This window comes from Stutzerimonas stutzeri (genome assembly GCF_000219605.1).
Taxonomy (GTDB): domain Bacteria; phylum Pseudomonadota; class Gammaproteobacteria; order Pseudomonadales; family Pseudomonadaceae; genus Stutzerimonas; species Stutzerimonas stutzeri.
Window position 1 is genome coordinate 1,476,448 of the sequence record NC_015740.1, and the last position, 16,079, is coordinate 1,492,526.

Annotated in this window: 17 protein-coding genes; 10 read left to right on the forward strand and 7 right to left on the reverse strand. The window is 63.7% G+C overall.

Annotated elements, in window-relative coordinates:
* The first annotated feature begins 59 nt into the window (after positions 1-59).
* Positions 60-2,477 carry a phosphoketolase family protein gene (locus tag PSTAB_RS07070; protein WP_013982306.1) on the forward strand — a complete coding sequence of 806 codons (2,418 nt, stop codon included), beginning with the start codon at positions 60-62 and terminating at the stop codon, positions 2,475-2,477.
* A gap of 54 nt (positions 2,478-2,531) precedes the next feature.
* On the opposite strand, the gene PSTAB_RS07075 is transcribed toward PSTAB_RS07070, so the two are convergent.
* Positions 2,532-2,927 (reverse strand): PA3611 family quorum-sensing-regulated virulence factor, encoded by a 396-nt coding sequence (locus PSTAB_RS07075; protein ID WP_013982307.1) that lies wholly within the window; start codon positions 2,925-2,927, stop codon positions 2,532-2,534.
* A gap of 125 nt (positions 2,928-3,052) precedes the next feature.
* Between PSTAB_RS07075 and PSTAB_RS07080 the strand changes: the two genes are divergently transcribed.
* Positions 3,053-3,772 (forward strand): tRNA-uridine aminocarboxypropyltransferase, encoded by a 720-nt coding sequence (locus tag PSTAB_RS07080; RefSeq protein WP_013982308.1) that lies wholly within the window; start codon positions 3,053-3,055, stop codon positions 3,770-3,772.
* A 4-nt stretch (positions 3,773-3,776) separates the two neighbouring features.
* Here PSTAB_RS07080 and PSTAB_RS07085 read toward each other — a convergent pair whose 3' ends face one another.
* Positions 3,777-4,688: a DMT family transporter gene (locus PSTAB_RS07085; protein WP_011912678.1), complete on the reverse strand. Its 912-nt coding sequence runs from the start codon at positions 4,686-4,688 to the stop codon at positions 3,777-3,779.
* Positions 4,689-4,932: 244 nt separating this feature from the next.
* Here PSTAB_RS07085 and erdR point away from each other — a divergent pair, with 244 nt between their 5' ends.
* Positions 4,933-5,583 carry a response regulator transcription factor ErdR gene (gene erdR, locus PSTAB_RS07090; protein ID WP_013982309.1) on the forward strand — a complete coding sequence of 217 codons (651 nt, stop codon included), beginning with the start codon at positions 4,933-4,935 and terminating at the stop codon, positions 5,581-5,583.
* 18 nt (positions 5,584-5,601) lie between these two features.
* Here erdR and PSTAB_RS07095 read toward each other — a convergent pair whose 3' ends face one another.
* Positions 5,602-6,528, reverse strand: coding sequence for a LysR family transcriptional regulator (locus PSTAB_RS07095; RefSeq protein WP_013982310.1), 927 nt, complete (start codon positions 6,526-6,528; stop codon positions 5,602-5,604).
* Between the two features lie 112 nt (positions 6,529-6,640).
* Here PSTAB_RS07095 and fpr point away from each other — a divergent pair, with 112 nt between their 5' ends.
* A complete protein-coding gene (gene fpr / locus PSTAB_RS07100) occupies positions 6,641-7,417 on the forward strand; it encodes a ferredoxin-NADP reductase (protein WP_013982311.1) in 777 nt (258 codons plus the stop codon).
* Positions 7,418-7,477: 60 nt separating this feature from the next.
* On the opposite strand, the gene PSTAB_RS07105 is transcribed toward fpr, so the two are convergent.
* Positions 7,478-7,963 (reverse strand): YchJ family protein, encoded by a 486-nt coding sequence (locus PSTAB_RS07105; protein WP_013982312.1) that lies wholly within the window; start codon positions 7,961-7,963, stop codon positions 7,478-7,480.
* Between the two features lies 1 nt (position 7,964).
* A complete protein-coding gene (locus PSTAB_RS07110) occupies positions 7,965-8,465 on the reverse strand; it encodes a DUF6231 family protein (protein WP_013982313.1) in 501 nt (166 codons plus the stop codon).
* Between the two features lie 133 nt (positions 8,466-8,598).
* On the opposite strand from PSTAB_RS07110, the gene PSTAB_RS22025 reads away from it, so the two are divergent.
* Positions 8,599-9,237: an OmpA family protein gene (locus PSTAB_RS22025; protein ID WP_011912684.1), complete on the forward strand. Its 639-nt coding sequence runs from the start codon at positions 8,599-8,601 to the stop codon at positions 9,235-9,237.
* A gap of 58 nt (positions 9,238-9,295) precedes the next feature.
* Here PSTAB_RS22025 and PSTAB_RS07120 read toward each other — a convergent pair whose 3' ends face one another.
* Positions 9,296-9,760 carry a CopD family protein gene (locus PSTAB_RS07120; RefSeq protein WP_013982315.1) on the reverse strand — a complete coding sequence of 155 codons (465 nt, stop codon included), beginning with the start codon at positions 9,758-9,760 and terminating at the stop codon, positions 9,296-9,298.
* Between the two features lie 86 nt (positions 9,761-9,846).
* Between PSTAB_RS07120 and dinG the strand changes: the two genes are divergently transcribed.
* The 4 genes from dinG (at position 9,847) to pdxH (ending at position 14,855) form a co-directional block, all read left to right on the forward strand.
* Entirely contained in the window at positions 9,847-11,991 is a 2,145-nt protein-coding gene (gene dinG / locus PSTAB_RS07125; RefSeq protein WP_013982316.1) for an ATP-dependent DNA helicase DinG, read from the forward strand.
* Between the two features lie 111 nt (positions 11,992-12,102).
* The gene (locus PSTAB_RS07130; protein WP_013982317.1) at positions 12,103-13,251 is read left to right on the forward strand and encodes an EstA family serine hydrolase; all 1,149 of its coding nucleotides are present in this window, start codon (positions 12,103-12,105) and stop codon (positions 13,249-13,251) included.
* A gap of 135 nt (positions 13,252-13,386) precedes the next feature.
* A complete protein-coding gene (locus PSTAB_RS07135) occupies positions 13,387-14,016 on the forward strand; it encodes an OmpA family protein (protein ID WP_013982318.1) in 630 nt (209 codons plus the stop codon).
* A 191-nt stretch (positions 14,017-14,207) separates the two neighbouring features.
* Positions 14,208-14,855: a pyridoxamine 5'-phosphate oxidase gene (gene pdxH / locus PSTAB_RS07140; protein WP_013982319.1), complete on the forward strand. Its 648-nt coding sequence runs from the start codon at positions 14,208-14,210 to the stop codon at positions 14,853-14,855.
* Between the two features lie 175 nt (positions 14,856-15,030).
* Here the strand turns inward: pdxH and PSTAB_RS07145 are convergent, their stop codons facing one another.
* On the reverse strand, positions 15,031-15,267 hold the full coding sequence (locus PSTAB_RS07145; protein ID WP_013982320.1) for a hypothetical protein: 237 nt from the start codon (positions 15,265-15,267) through the stop codon (positions 15,031-15,033).
* 165 nt (positions 15,268-15,432) lie between these two features.
* Between PSTAB_RS07145 and PSTAB_RS07150 the strand changes: the two genes are divergently transcribed.
* Positions 15,433-15,894, forward strand: a complete 462-nt coding sequence (locus PSTAB_RS07150) for an outer membrane lipoprotein (RefSeq protein ID WP_011912691.1) — start codon at positions 15,433-15,435, stop codon at positions 15,892-15,894.
* Positions 15,895-16,079 lie beyond the last annotated feature (185 nt).

The following is a 16,079-nucleotide window of genomic DNA, read 5'->3' on the forward strand; positions in this document are numbered from 1 at the left end:
ATAACCAAACGAGCCCTGCCTAGACTACAGCACATCCCGCTTACCAACGGAGTGAACCCATGAGTCAGCTACTGCCCAGCCTCGTCGAGCTGGATCAACACGCGCAAGCCGAACCGGAGTTCGCCACCTGGCGTGGCGGCTTCGGGCCGTTCGAGCACGCGCTGGAGACCCAGGCGGCGGTGTTCCGTCTGGCCCATCAGCTGGTACAGGCAGGACATCAGCCGGATCTGGCGAGCGTCTATCGACTGCTGCAGGCGGTCGATCGCGTTGCCAGCGCCGGCCTCTGGCTGGTGGTGCACATGACCTATGCGCAGCAGGTGCACCTGGACGGCACGCCGCTGGCGGCCGACGACTTCAAGACCAATCCCGAAGGCCATACCGGCGGCGCGCTGAACATGGTGCCTGCCTATGCCGGCTATCTGGCGCTCAATGCGTTGACCGGCCGTACCCGAGCCTGGCTGATGGGGCAGGGCCATTGCGTGGCTGCGGTCGACGCACTCAACCTGCTGACCGGCAATCTGCACCCCGAGCAGGCGCAGGCTTATGCTGGCGGCGAAGCGGGCATCAACCGCCTGCTGCAGGACTTCTACGGTTATCGCCAGGCCGCCGATGGCAGCCCACTGGCGCCGCTGGGCAGTCATGTCAATCCGCATACCGCCGGTGGGATTGCCGAAGGCGGTTATCTGGGCTTCGCCGAGCTTCAATATGCCCACATGCCGCTGCCCGGCGAGACGCTGGTGGCGTTCCTGTCCGATGGTGCGGCCGAAGAACAGCGCGGCAGCGACTGGATTCCGCGCTGGTGGCGGGCCGAGGATTGCGGTGTGGCGCTGCCAGTGATGATCGCCAACGGCCGGCGAATCGAGCAGCGAACGGCGTTGGGGACCGAGCAGGGCCTGGAGGATTTCCGCCAGCACCTGAGCCAATGCGGCTTCGATCCGATGCCGTTCGATGGGCGCGACCCGGCCGCATTCGTCGCGACCCTTTGGGAAATGGAGCTGCGCCTGGAGCGCCGCGTGGAGGAAAAGGCACGCGGCATCCTCAACTATCCATTGCCGATTCCCTACGGCATTGCCGAGACGGTCAAGGGCTTCGGCTTCTATGGCGCGGGCAGCAATGCCGCACACAACCTGCCGCTGCCGGGCAACCCGCGCCTAGACGAGGTGTCCCGAAACCTGTTCAACGAGCATACGGCGCGGCTTTTCGTGCCGCAGGGCGATCTTCAGGCGGCCCTCGAGCTGTTCGTGCGCAGCCGTCAGGGACGCCTGCTCGAACGCGACAATCCGCTGGCTCTGCGACGCCCGCCGGCGCCGGTCATCCCGCAGCTCAAGTATCGTGACGATGCCTGCTCGCCGATGGCCGCGGTGGATCGCTTCTTCGTCGAGCTGACCGAGGCCAACCCTTCGCTGCGACCACGGGTGGGCAACCCTGACGAGCTGGCGAGCAACCGGCTGGGTGGCGTGCTCAAGGCGCTCAAGCACCGTGTGATCGAGCCGGAGAGCGAACTGGAGGCGATCGACGGCGCCGTCATCACCGCGCTCAACGAAGAGGCCGTGGTCTCCGCCTGCCTGGCCAACCAGGGCGGGTTGAACCTCGTGGCCAGCTATGAGGCGTTCTGCGTGAAGATGCTCGGCGTGGTGCGCCAGAGCATCATCTTCTCCCGTCAGCAGAAGGAGATCGGCAGGCCAGCAGGCTGGCTGGGGTGGCCGCTGATCGCGACGTCGCATACCTGGGAGAACGGCAAGAATCAGCAGTCGCATCAGGACACCACCTTCTGCGAGGCGCTGCTCGGCGAAATGAACGACATGGTCCGCGTGCTTTTCCCGGCGGACCACAACAGTGCTCTGGCGCTGCTGCCTTCGATCTATCAGGCGCGTGGCGAACTGACCTGCATGGTCATGCCCAAGCGCGACCGGCCGTGCTACTTCAATCGGCAACAGGCCGAGCAGCTGGCCCGCGATGGCGCCATTGTGGTCGAGGAGGTGCCGGGCAGTGAGGCATTGCTGCTGATCGCCAACGGCAGCTACCAGTTGGGCGAGATGCTCCGCGCCGCCAAGCGGCTTAAGGAGGCCGACTGCGCCTACCGGTTGGTTTATCTGCAGGAGCCGGGTCGCTTCCGCGGGCCGCGCGATCATTGGGAAGTCGAGGCACGGGCAAGCGAGGGGGTGGCGGAGCGACTGTTCCCGGACTCGATGGAGATGCGTGTCTTGCTGACCCACATGCGCCCGGAAGTCGCGCGCGGCCACCTGTGGCCGATCCTGCCGGACGCTCGCAAGTGCTCGGCACTCGGCTATCGCAACCGTGGCGGCACGTTGGACGAGTTCGGCATGCAGTTCGCCAACCGCGCCAGCTGGGCCAATGTGCTGGCAGCCTGTGCGCGGTTGCGCAACGTGCCGCGTACCGCATTGCTCACTCGGGACGAAGCTGCCGCGGTGGCGGGCAAGGGTGATCCGCAGATCCTGCGGCACGACAAAGGCTGAGTTCGGCCCGGCGGGATGCGGCGTGTCCGCCGCTCCCGCCCATTTCTTGCAGCCTTACTTGCAGTCTGCGGCGGTGTAGCGCTCGCTGGCGATGGGCTTGTTGCTCTGGTATTCGCTGAAGTCGTAGCGCAGCACCGCGCCCTGGCTCATCAGCTTGCGCAGCCCCTCGTTGCCGCAGACGCTGACCGCGAGCTGGCTGCGCACGTCGGCGGGGTTGTCGCGCATCTGCGCTGCATGGCGTGGCTGCACACTGAGATGGTTGACCAGATGGTTGTTCTCTACGGTGTAACCCTGGTCGAGGATGTCTTCGTTGATCGCTCGAGGCGTGCCGACGTTGCTTTCGCGGGCTACCTGATCGAGCAACTGGCTCAGCTGCTGTTCTTGCAGCGAGGCGGCATGGGCAACGGGCAGGGCGAGGCTCAGGGCGAGCAGGGTGGTCAGACGATACATGGCGGTCTCCTTATGACTGCGCTAGTTCGACCGGCGGGCCGTGGCACGGTTCATTCGTCCGCCCTGCCGCCGCCCTGTCCGCGCTGGTAGACTGCCGCGCTCCGCCGTCAATCCCGAGTCGATCCATGCCCCATGCCGTAGCCCGTTTGCGCGACGAGCGCCTGGCGAAAAGCCTGAAGCCCTTCGTCGCGCGCGGCTCGCGAGCACCGCGCTGTCTGCGTTGCCGAGTACCGTTCAGCCATTGCCTGTGCCCTTGGCTGCCCAGGGTCGACAGCGAGTGCGGCGTGTGCCTGTTGATGCACGACATCGAACCGTTGAAGCCGAGCAATACGGGCTGGCTGATCGCCGATGTGGTGCCGGATACCTTCGCCTTCACCTGGCAGCGCACCGGGGTCGATCCGCGCTTGCTGGATCTGCTGGCCGATCCGCAATGGCAGCCGCTGGTGATCTTCCCCGGTGAATATGCGGCCCCGCAGCGGGTGGTCGAGCGAGTCGAGCGACAGCCAGACAAGCGGCCCCTGTTCATCCTGCTGGATGCAACATGGACCGAGGCGCGCAAGATGTTTCGCAAAAGCCCCTATCTGGACGGTTTGCCGGTGCTGAGCCTGCAGCCCGAAGCCTTGTCACGTTATCGGCTGCGGCGCTCGACCCGCAGCGATCATCTGTGCACCGCCGAGGTCGCTGCGCTCTGTCTGGAGCTGGCCGGGGATTCGGCTGCAGCCAACACGCTGGACGCCTGGCTCGACGTGTTCACCGAACACTATCTGGGCGCCAAGCACCATCGCCAGCCGGATCTGCACAACGCTGCGCACCGGGCACTGCAGGTACCTGACGGGTCGGCGTGAGGCCTCAGGCCTTGGCCGGGGCTGCGGTAGCCAGCGGTTCCGGTTTGCGCGGCCACAGCTGTGCGGCAAGCATTCCGATGAACATCAGTACACAGCCCATGTAGCCACGCAGGGTCAGACTCTCCTCGAGGAACAGGGCGCCGGCGATTGCCGCAAAGACCGCTTCCAGCGACAGAATGATGGCCGCGTGGGAGGCGATCGCATGCTTCTGTGCGACGACCTGCAGGGTGTAGCCGACCGCTACCGCGAACAGTCCGCCATAGATGAGGGCCGGGCCGGCGAGCCAGATGCTGGCCGGATTGATGTCTTCGAAGATCAGCGCCAGCAACAGGCTCACCACCGCGCAGGTCGCGAATTGCAGGAAGGCCAGCCGGATGGCGTCATGACGGCTGACGAAGAAGCTCACCAGCAGCACGTGCACACCCCAGACGAAGGCGCCGGCCAGCTGAATCCAGTCGCCCGAGGCGACGGTGAAGTCCTCGCCGATGCTCAGCAATGCCATGCCGGCCACCGCGAGGAACGCACCGAGCCAGGTACCCAGACCGGTCTTGTGCCCGATGGCGAGCCCCAGCAACGGCACCACGATCACATAAAGGCCGGTAATGAAGCCTGAGTTGGTCACGCTCGTGAACAGCAGGCCGACCTGCTGCAGATTGATCCCCAGGGTGAGTGCGAGGCCCATGCTCAGGCCGCCCAGGATCAGGCCGCGCTGCAGGAAGGGCTCGTGCCGGGCCGCAGTGCGCCCCTGGTAGATCACCAGAGGAAGCAGCGCCAGGGCACCCAGGGCGAAGCGCAGACCGGTGAAAAGAAACGGGCCGATATTGTCCATGCCGATGCGCTGGGCCACGAAGGCGGTCCCCCAGATCATGGCGGTGATCAGCATCAGGAAGTCGGCGCGGAGGGCTTGGCTACGCATGTTTCGGCTCGTCAGGGAAAAGTCGCAGACTTTGCTACAAAGCGCCGCGCTTGACCACTTATTCATCGGTGGGCATGCTTGCGCCGCTTGATTTGTTGCAGCGGGCGGCCGATATTCGGTCTGTCAGTTGAAAATCTACATCGGACCACCCCCGGAGCGGTTTTACGGGGTCTTCTGCCGTCATCTTGTCGGCATCGGCTGCTCAAGCCGATGAAAAGCGCCAATAAAAATTACAGGTCTGCCAATGGCTGCTTACGAAATTATCATTGCCGATGATCACCCGCTTTTCCGCAGTGCGCTTCAGCAGGCGCTCACCATGGGGCTTGGTGAGAACGTACGTCTGGTGGAGGCGGCCAGCATCGCCGAACTGGAAGGCTTTCTGAACCAGGGTGCCGACTGGGATCTGGTCCTGCTGGACCTGAACATGCCGGGGGCCTATGGCTTTTCCGGCCTGGTGCTGCTGAGGGGGCAGTATCCGCATCTGCCGGTGGTCATGATCTCGGCTCAGGAAGACGCGGCGGTCGTTGCGCGTTCGCGCGAGTTCGGTGCCAGCGGTTTCATCCCCAAGTCCAGTTCGCTCGAGACGATCCAGGAGGCCGTACGGGCCGTGCTGGAAGGGGACGTCTGGTGGCCGAGCAACATTCAGGACGAAGCGAATGTCAGTGAGGAAGCCAAGGCGGCCAGCGCCGGACTGGCCAGCCTCACGCCGCAGCAATTCCGCGTCCTGACGATGGTCTGCGATGGCCTGCTGAACAAGCAGATCGCCTATGAACTCAGCGTTTCCGAAGCGACCATCAAGGCCCATGTGACCGCCATCTTCCGAAAGCTCGGCGTGCGCACCAGAACCCAGGCGGCCTTGCTGCTGCAGCAGATGGGTTCCATTCCCACCAGTTGAACCGCTGCCGCCGGCGCTTCAGGCGATCGGCGGCAGCTGGATTTCATCGCTGCGGCGCACGCCAGAGGTCAGCGCCCGGCACTGTTCGACGAACTCCTGCATCGCCGCGGTCTGGTACTTGTGCGTATGCCAGATGAAATAGAACTGGCGTCGCAGATCCAGCTCCGGTGTCGACACCGGCACCAGGCTGCCGCGGCGGAACGCATCGCGTAGCGCCAGTCGCGAGATGCAGCCGATGCCAAGGCCCGATTCGACGGCGCGCTTGATCGCCTCGGTGTGCTCCAGTTCCAGGCGCACGTTCAGCTTCCCTGGGCGGTGCCGCACGGCCTGCTCGAAGGTCATACGCGTTCCCGAACCCTGCTCGCGCAGAATCCAGGCCTCGCCCGACAGTTCCGCGAGATCCACCGCATCGCGTCCGGCCAGCGGATGTTGCGGCGCGCAGAACACCACCAGCTCGTCCTCGATCCAGGGCTGCACTTCCAGATCGGGATGCTGGCAGTCACCCTCGATCAGACCAAGATCAAGTTCGTGCTGAGCGATCTGATGCACGATATGCGCGGTGTTATGGACGTGCAGTTTGACCCGGCATTCAGGGTGACGCTGCATGAAGTTGCCGATCAACAGCGTGGCGAGATAGTTGCCGATGGTCAGCGTGGCGCCCACCGCGAGCGAGCCGAACCCGCTCTTGCCGTTCAGCAGATCCTCGATGGCCCGCGCCTGATCCAGCAGGGCGACCGCCTGCGGCAGCAGCTGCTGGCCCAGCGCGTTCAGGCAGAGCCGCTTGCCGGCCCGGTCGAACAGTTGGCAGCCGGATTGCCGCTCCAGCTCGGCCAGTGATGTGCTGGTTGCCGACTGGGACAGCGACAGGCTTTGAGCAGCCTTGGAAACGCTTTCCTGGCGGGCAATGGCGGCGAAAACTTCGATCTGGCGCAACGTGAAATGCATATCTATATAACCGATAACCTATATCTTTATTATCCAGTTAACGAATATGGATCCGCTCGCTAAACTGCCGTCATTATCGACGTCCGTCGCGACACCATGAGGAATTCGCAGCATGAGCAACCTGAACGTAGAGCGCGTTCTCAGTGTGCACCATTGGAACGATACGCTGTTCAGCTTCAAGACCACTCGCAATGCAGGCTTGCGCTTCGAGAACGGTCAGTTCGTGATGATCGGCCTGGAGGTCGAGGGGCGTCCACTGATGCGCGCCTACAGTATCGCCAGCCCGAATTACGAAGAGTACCTGGAATTCTTCAGCATCAAGGTGCAGGACGGCCCGTTGACCTCCCGACTGCAGCATCTGCAGGAAGGCGATTCGATCATGATCAGCCGCAAGCCGACCGGCACGCTGGTCCTGGACGATCTGCTGCCCGGCAAGCACCTCTATCTGCTCAGCACCGGTACGGGCCTGGCGCCGTTCATGAGCGTGATCCAGGATCCGGAAACCTATGAGCGATTCGAGAAGGTCGTATTGGTGCACGGTGTTCGCTACGTCAATGAAGTCGCCTACCGCGAGTTCATCACCGAACACCTGCCGCAAAACGAATTCTTCGGCGAAGCGGTCAAGGACAAGCTGGTCTACTACCCGACCGTGACCCGCGAACCGTTCGAGAATCAGGGCCGTCTGACCGATCTGATGCGCAGCGGCAAACTGTTCAGTGATATCGGCCTGCCGCCGATCAACCCAGAAGATGACCGCGCCATGATCTGCGGCAGTCCGAGCATGCTGGATGAAACCAGCCAGGTGCTGGACAGCTTCGGTCTGAAAGTCTCGCCGCGCATGGGCGATCCGGGGCACTACCTGATCGAGCGGGCCTTCGTCGAGAAGTAAACGACTGGGCTCATGTCGCCGCTGTCACGCAGCGGCACGTCCGCTCATGCTCCGCGCCGCTCAGAGGTAAGCCGCACAGCACTTCTTGAACTTCAGACCGCTCCCGCAGGGGCAGGGGTCGTTGCGGCCGGCCTTGAGCGGTACCGTCGGATCGATGAAATACCAGCGCCCGTCCCGCTGGACGAATGCCGATCGCTCCTGGTGGGCATGTTCGCCGCTCTGGTCGTGCCAGCGGGCGGTGAAGGTCACCAGCGCATGCTCGGGCTTGCCGCCCAGCACGCTGCTTTCGTTTACCTCCAGCCCTAGCCAGGTGCTCTCCAGGCTCCAGCGGCGCATCCCCTCTACATCCAGTTCATCCTGCTGCGCGGGAAGCGTAGTGGCCCGCAGATAGTCCACCAGCCCCAGTACATAAGCGCTGTAGCGCGAGCGCATCAATAGCTCGGCGCTCGGCGCGGCCATGCCTGCGTGATAGCGCCCGCAGCATTCGCCGAGGGCATCGCCGCTGCCGCAGGGGCAGTTCAGGTCGGTTGGACGCGGTTCGCTCATGTCACCACCAGTACTTGCCGAACATTTCAGGATTGGCCCAGAACCTGGCATTGAGCCAGTCCGGAACCTGCTTGTATTGCAGCAGGTCGTAAGTGAAGAGCGTCAAGGTCTGTCCGTCGCGCTGGAAGCGTTCGCTGACCTGCAGTGCCAGTGCATAGAAGTCCGTAGTCCGCCATTCGCATGCATCGAGATCGACGAGTACCGCCATCCGGCTGGTATTCAGATTGCGGATGCTGCCGAGCAGCTCCAGGCCGTTGCGCTTGGGCAGATGCTCGAGGCAGTCGACGAATATGGCCAGGTCGTAGCGCTGGTTCGCCAGATCGTCAGGCAGCGGTGCGGGATCGGCGCGATCGAGCTGACACTCCGGGTGGCATTCGGCGTAGGCAGCCAGAGCAGGTTGATCGCTGCGCCCCACGAGCAGCACGCGTGTTGGGGCGTAATGGTCGAGCATTGCCGCAAGCGCTTGCTGCGGCGTATGCAGCGGTACAGGGTTTTCGCTCAACAGAGAATCCTCGTTTCAAAGGTGAAGACTAGCGCGGTGCCGTTTGTCGGCCTAGTCTGAAAAGTAACCGGAGCCGCCCGGATTCCCATGCGTGGCGTTTCTGGCTGAATGTCCATACTGGAGGTTTTGATCAATGAGTACATTACGGACAGCAGTACCCGTTATTGTCATGACCACGTTCCTGGCCGGTTGTGCAGGCGTGCAGAAGCAGGACTGGCCGACCTGTGCGGCTGTAGGTGGCGTGACTGGTGCCGCGCTGGGGGCCATCGAAAGCAGCACCTACGCCGGTTGGGGTGCGCTGATCGGTGGTGGCGTCGCGGCGGCCTATTGTTGGGCCAACGGCATGGAAGAGGAAACCGTCGCGGTCGTGGAAACGGTCGAGCCGATGCCCCAGACCCAGCCTGAGCCGGAACCGGCTGCCGCGCCGGTGCGCGTCGAACTGGACGTCAAGTTCGACTTCGACCGCGACGTGGTCAAGCAGGACAGCTACAGCGACATCCAGAACCTGGCCGATTTCATGAAAGAATATCGCCAGACCACCACCGTACTGGAAGGCCACACCGACTCGGTCGGCACCGACGCCTACAACCAGCGCCTTTCCGAGCGTCGTGCCAACGCCGTTCGCAGAGTGCTGGTGGATGAACTGGGTGTCGAGGGCAATCGCGTGAACGCCGTCGGTTATGGCGAGTCTCGCCCGGTCGCCGACAACTCCACCGAGGAAGGTCGCGCGATCAACCGTCGCGTGGAAGCCGAGGTCGAAGCGCGTCCCTGATCAATCAGCTGAGTACTGATCCAGCCGGGCCTTGCGCCCGGCTTTTTTTGGGGGCGAGTCAGAACAGGGGGCGGGCGCTGGCCAGTGCGACCACCAGCAGGCCCAGAATCAGGTTGATTCCCACCAGCCGGCGAATCTGCCCCAGCACTGCGCCGCCTGCTGGCCATTGCTCGGCCTCGACGGCTCTTTTGAGCGAGGGTAGCTGCAGCAGCTGGATACGCAGGAACAGCGCCAGCATCACCAGATACAGCCCCGCCATGATGTGCACATAGCGAGGCGCGCTTTCCAGCGCGCCGAATCGCATGTGCCACATACCGATTCCGCTGATCGGCAGCACCAGCACCGCTACCCATACCCAGACGAAGAAGCGGCGGAGTACATCGGTCCACAGCCGCAGCCGCTCCGGCGCCTGCAGCATCGCCACGGCCGCTGGTCGCAGGACCATCCAGGCGAAGAACATGCCGCCGACCCACACCGTTGCGGCGAGTACGTGCAGTGCGTAAAGCAAGGCAAAAGGTGTCATGGGAAAATCTCCGGTGGCGGTTGGGCGAACGCGCGCTATCATAGCCGCCCGATCGAAGTACTGAAAATATATACAGCTCCGCGCCCATGCTCAGCACCGAACTCAAGTCCCAGATCCAGGGCGCCTATACCCGTTTCCTCGAAGCCAAGGGGCTTAAGGCCCGCTATGGCCAGCGCCTGATGATCGCCGAAGTCGCCAAGGTGCTGGGCACGGTCAAGGTCGACGATGAAGGTCGTCGTAGCAGCGAGCCGGCTGTCGTTGCCGTCGAGGCGGGTACCGGCACCGGCAAGACCGTCGCCTACAGCCTGGCCGCGATCCCCACGGCCAAGGCTGCCGGCAAGCGGCTGGTGATTGCCACCGCGACCGTCGCGCTGCAGGAGCAGATCGTGCACAAGGATCTGCCTGATCTGATGCGCAACAGCGGGCTCAGCTTCAGCTTCGCCCTGGCCAAGGGTCGGGGGCGTTACCTGTGCTTGTCCAAGCTGGACATGCTGCTGCAGGAAGGTCAGGCACAGAGCGCCACCGCGCAGTTGTTCGAGGAGGAAGGCTTTCGCATCGAGGTCGACGAGCGCAGCCAGAAGCTGTTCACCAGCATGATCGAAAAACTGGCCGGCAATCGGTGGGATGGCGATCGGGACAGCTGGCCGGAAGAGCTGGGCGATGCGGACTGGGGACAGCTGACCACTGATCACAGCCAGTGCACCGGACGACATTGCCCCAACTTCCAGCAATGTGCCTTCTACAAGGCGCGGGAAGGCATGACCAAGGTGGATGTCATCGTCACCAACCATGACATGGTGCTGGCCGACCTCGCGCTCGGGGGCGGGGCCGTACTACCCGACCCGCGTGACACCATCTATGTGTTCGATGAGGGGCATCATCTGCCCGACAAGGCCATTGGCCACTTCGCACATTTCACTCGGCTGCGCTCGACGGCGGACTGGTTGGCGCAGGTGGAAAAGAACCTGACCAAACTGCTGGCCCAGCATTCGCTACCGGGTGAGCTGGGGCGCCCGGTCGAAGGCATTCCGGAGATCGCCCGAGAGCTGCGTACCCAGCAACAGTTCATGTTCAGCGCCTGCGAGCAGGTCGCGGATTTCAAGGCCGGGGAGGACATGGAGGGGCGTGAGCGGCCGCGACATCGTTTCGTCGGTGGCGTCGTGCCAGGGCATCTGGTCGAGCTTGGCACTGAATTGAAGAAAGGTTTCGCCAAGCTGACCGATCTCTTCACCCGCATCGCCGAACTGCTCAAGGAGGCAATGGACGGCGAGACCGGCAGCGGCATCGCCAGCCACCAGGCGGAGGAGTGGTATCCCCTGTTCGGCAGCCTGCTGACGCGCTCGCAGGGCAACTGGGACCTGTGGACGGCCTTCACCGTCGAGGATCCGGAAGACAGCCCGCCGATGGCACGCTGGTTGACGCTGGCCGAAGGCGGCGCGCTGTTCGATATCGAGGTCAATGCCAGTCCGATCCTGGCTGCTGAAACGTTGCGGCGCAACCTCTGGAATGTCGCCTTCGGCGCCCTGGTAACCTCAGCCACGCTCACCGCGTTGAACAGCTTCGATCGCTACCGGATGCGAGCCGGCCTGCCCAAGGCGGCGGTCACTGCCGTGGTGCCGAGCCCCTTCCATCATGCCGATGCCGGCGAGCTCAGGGTTCCGGATCTGCAGGCTGACCCTCGTGATGCGCCGGCGCACACCGCCGCCATCGTCCGCGAGCTGCCGAAGCTGGTGGAAGGCGCCCGTGGAACGCTGGTGCTGTTTTCGTCGCGCCGGCAGATGCAGGACGTCTTCGATGGGCTGGAGCGGGACTGGCGCCGACGCGTGCTGATTCAGGGCAATCTGTCCAAGCACGAAACGCTGAACAAGCACAAGGCGCGCGTGGACGAGGGCGAACCCAGTGTGCTGTTCGGCCTGGCCAGCTTCGCCGAAGGCGTCGACCTGCCTGGGGCCTATTGCGAACACGTGGTCATCGCCAAGATTCCGTTTGCCGTGCCGGACGATCCGGTCGAGGCGGCATTGGCGGAGTGGATCGAGGCCCGCGGCGGCAATCCGTTCATGGAGATCGCTGTGCCGGACGCTTCGCTGCGGCTGGTCCAGGCGTGCGGGCGTCTGTTGCGGACCGAACAGGACCGCGGGACCATCACCTTGCTCGACCGGCGAGTGGTGACGCAGCGCTACGGCAAGGCGATTCTCAATGCCCTGCCGCCATTCAGGCGGCACATCGGCTGATCGGGCAGGATCACGGGCTGCGATAGCTGTCCATCACGGCATTGGCTGCCGGTTCCCTTGCCGGGCCGCGCTTGCAAGAATCACCCGCAATCAAACATGAGGGGTAGCGACGTGCAGGTTCAGGGTTATTTCGATCTTCGCTTCGAAGCGGTTCGCGATGCGTTTGCCGCATTGTTCGACGGCACCCAGCAACGCGGCGCCGCACTCTGTGTGCAGATCGGCGGCGAAACGGTGGTCGATCTGTGGGCTGGCGTCGCCGACAACCAGGGCGAGCAGGCCTGGCACAGCGACACGCTGGTCAACCTGTTTTCCTGCACCAAGACCTTTACCGCGGTGGCCGCGCTGCAGCTGGTCGAGGAGGGCAAGCTGGAACTGGATGCCCCGGTCGCGCGGGTCTGGCCGGAATTCGCGGCCAATGGCAAGGAATCGATAACCTTGCGCCAGCTGCTTTGTCATCGCGCCGGGCTGCCGGCCATTCGCCGGCCGCTGGCGCCCGAGGCACTCTACGACTGGACGTGCATGACCGACGCGCTGGCCGCCGAGGAGCCCTGGTGGGCACCGGGTACCGACCAGGGTTACGCCGCCATGACCTACGGCTGGCTGGTCGGGGAGCTGCTGCGTCGTGTCGATGGCTGCGGAGCGGGCGAGTCGATCGTTCGTCGCACCGCGGCGCCCCTGGGGCTGGACTTCCATGTTGGCCTGGACGACAGCCAGGCCGATCGCGTCGCTTACCTGACCAGGACCAAGAACGACTTCGGCGACGCTTGCGCCCAGCGTCTGTTGAAGGCGCTGATGAGTGATCCTGCATCCATCAGCGCCCGCGCTTTCAACAATCCGCCATCCATCATGAGCAGCGGCAACAAGCCGGAATGGCGACGCATGGCGCAGCCGGCGGCCAACGGCCACGGCAACGCGCGCTCGCTGGCCGGCTTGTATACCGGTTTGCTTCAGGGCAGGCTGCTCGATGAGGCGGTCCTGCGTGAGATGACCCATGAGCACAGCGCTGGCGAGGACCGTACCCTGTTGGCCTCGACGCGCTTCGGCCTGGGTTGCTGGCTCGATCAGCCTGACGTTGCCAATGCGACGTTCGCCATGGGGCCGCGCGCGTTCGGCCATCCAGGTGCGGGTGGCTGCATTGGCTTCGCCGATCCGGAGCGTGAACTGGGGTTCGGCTTCGTCACCAATACTCTCGGGCCCTATGTGCTGATGGACCCGAGAGCGCAATCGCTGGCTCGCTGCGTAGCCGCCTGCCTGCATTGAACCACTCGTCACTTCAAGGCGGCCGGACTTTTCAAAAGAAGGACTTGCGTCCACAATTTCGAATCAAACTCAATAGTGGCATCTCATCTTCGATGCCCGTCCAAGAAACGCATCTGGTGCACGGAAATTTTGCTCATGAACCTGCTGAAGAGCGCCTCCCTGATTCTCTGCATGATCGTCATCGCCGGCTGTAGCTCGAAGGGCGAGAAGAAACCCAGTGAGGCAGCGGCTCCGGTTGCGCCGAAGGTGGATTACGCCTGGCTTGACGAATATGAACCGAAGCTGCGCGATGCGCTGGTGGACAGCCGTTTCGAGGTCGAGCGCCGCGATAACGTGCTGGTGGTCACGGCACCAGTGGATTCCTCGTTCAATCCCGATCGTCCCGGCATGCTGTTGCCGGTGACCCTTGGCCCGATCACCCGCGTTGCGAAGCTGGTCGAGAAGGATGAGAAGACGGCGGTCGTCATCCTCGGGCATGCCGACAGCACCGGTGCGGACGACGTCAATCGCACCATCAGCCGTGAGCGCGCCAGCGCGGTCGCGGCGATCTTCCGCCTCAGTGGCTTCAAGCACGACCGCCTGCGTATTCGTGGGCTGGGCTCCGACATGCCGCGCGCGGCCAATGACAGCAAGGAAGGCCGGGCGATGAATCGTCGGGTGGAGATGGTGCTGGCGCCGCAGACCACGATGCTGGCACTTATCGCCAAGTACGAGCGGCCGGCAGAGCCTGCGACCCAGGTAGCCCAGGCCGAGGTCGCCAAGTAGGGGCTGGATCGAGTTCGACTGCAACAGGCCCGCATGCGGGCCTGTTTTCGTTGTGGCTGGTTGCCTTGAATCAAGGCGTGACGGGCAAACGCGGATAAGCTTTTTCGGCAGGCCGGCTCGGTTCATGGTCGTCGCCCGATCCTGCGCCCTGATACGCTGAAAGCCTGCCTATTCGATGAAGGAGCCACGCGATGATCCAGACCCTGGCCGATATGCGCCGCGATTACACCCGTGACGGACTCAGCGAGGCCAACGCGCCCGACGACCCTTTCGGTCTGTTCCGTCAGTGGTTCACCGAGGCAACTCAGACCGAGCAGGCGCCCGTCGAACCCAATGCCATGTCTCTGGCAACCGTCGACGTCGACGGTCGGCCCCATTGCCGCATCCTGCTGCTCAAGGCGCTGGATCACCGCGGTTTTACGTTCTTCACCAACTACGACAGCGCCAAGGGGCAGCAGCTGGGCGCGTCCCCCTATGCCGCCATGACGTTCTTCTGGCCGACGCTGGAACGACAGGTCCGTATCGAGGGGCGCGTCGAGAAGGTGACGGCAGAGGAATCGGATGCCTATTTCCAGGTGCGCCCGCTAGGCAGTCGGCTCGGAGCTTGGGCATCACCGCAGAGTCAGGTGATTCGCGATCGCGCTGAGCTGGAGCGGCTGCTGGCCGAGACCGAGCAGCGCTTCCTCGATAAGGCGCCCCATTGTCCTCCGCACTGGGGCGGCTACCGGCTGCTGCCGGAGCGCATCGAGTTCTGGCAGGGGCGGCCGAGCCGCCTGCACGACCGACTCGACTATCGCCTGGTCGCCAATGGCTGGCAGCGCGAGCGCCTGGCCCCCTGATTCGGTCGCTGCATTCGAGCCGCTCACTCCCAGCGGCTAGCGGCACGACGGTGAGTGGGTTAGTAATTTGCCGTAACCATCCGGCAAACCGGCGGGCTCGGAAAATCACCTTTTATTTGGTGCGATATGGCAGGCTGGCCGGGCTCGGCGGATGGTACCCGCCGTGTGGCCGCGCTCAGGCGTCGGGGTAGCGTTGGGCCTGTTGCTCGAGCCAACCTTGCAGGTCGCGCCGCTTGACCTTCTGGTTTTTCGCGTCGGTCAGACGTTGCAGCATCCAGGCGCGCCGGTCGGGGTCGCTTCCGGCAATCGACAATGCCAGGTCGCGATCGGCCCAGCGGCGGAAGCGAATGATCAGCCAGGCGTGAAAAGCCAGGCCAGCCACAGTAGTGATGGCTATGATGAAGTAATCCATGGTTCATCTCGTTGAAGGAACCTGATACGCCAGGTTCGACTCGCATAGGTATGCTTGGAAGATGGCGAATGCTGAGTCAGGGCGGTGAAGTTGCCAAGTGCCGTTTCGTCGCTGCCACCTAAGCCATTCCCCGGGAACGAAACAGCAGTCTGCAGGAGACTTTCAATGCGTAAATCCATCGTTGTCGCGTCCTTTACCGCCTTGGCGCTGACTCTGGGCGGCTGCGCCTCGAGCCTTACCGGCGATACCTATTCCCGGGACGAGGCGCGTGCTGTTCAGACCGTACGCTACGGCACAATCGAATCGCTGCGGCCCGTGAAGATCGAGGGAACCAAGACGCCGATCGGTTCAGGCGCAGGCGCCGTGGTCGGCGGCGTGGCCGGCAGTGGTGTCGGCGGTGGGCGCGGCAGTGCGGTCGCCGCGGTAATCGGTGCGGTCGCTGGCGGTATGCTCGGCGCTGCGGCTGAGGAGGGAATCACCCGCACCCAGGGGGTGGAGATTACGGTGCGCGAAGATGACGGCAACATGCGCGCCTATGTTCAGGCCGTTGAGCCGAATCAGGTATTCCGCGTCGGTCAGCGGGTGCGCATCCTCACTGTCAGTGGCACCAGCCGCGTGGCCCCTTGAGCGCGCCGAACATCGCCCACAGCTGAAGCCGGGGGCTGTCTTCCGTTCCGATAAACGGGACGGAGGCGGCGCCTTTTGTTTTTCGAAATACATGAGTCCATGACGTCGGCATCATCCGTATGGATAATCGGGCACACATTTGTGTGCCGTTTCAGGCAGTTGCCGTGCCTGCAAGGATAAGAATG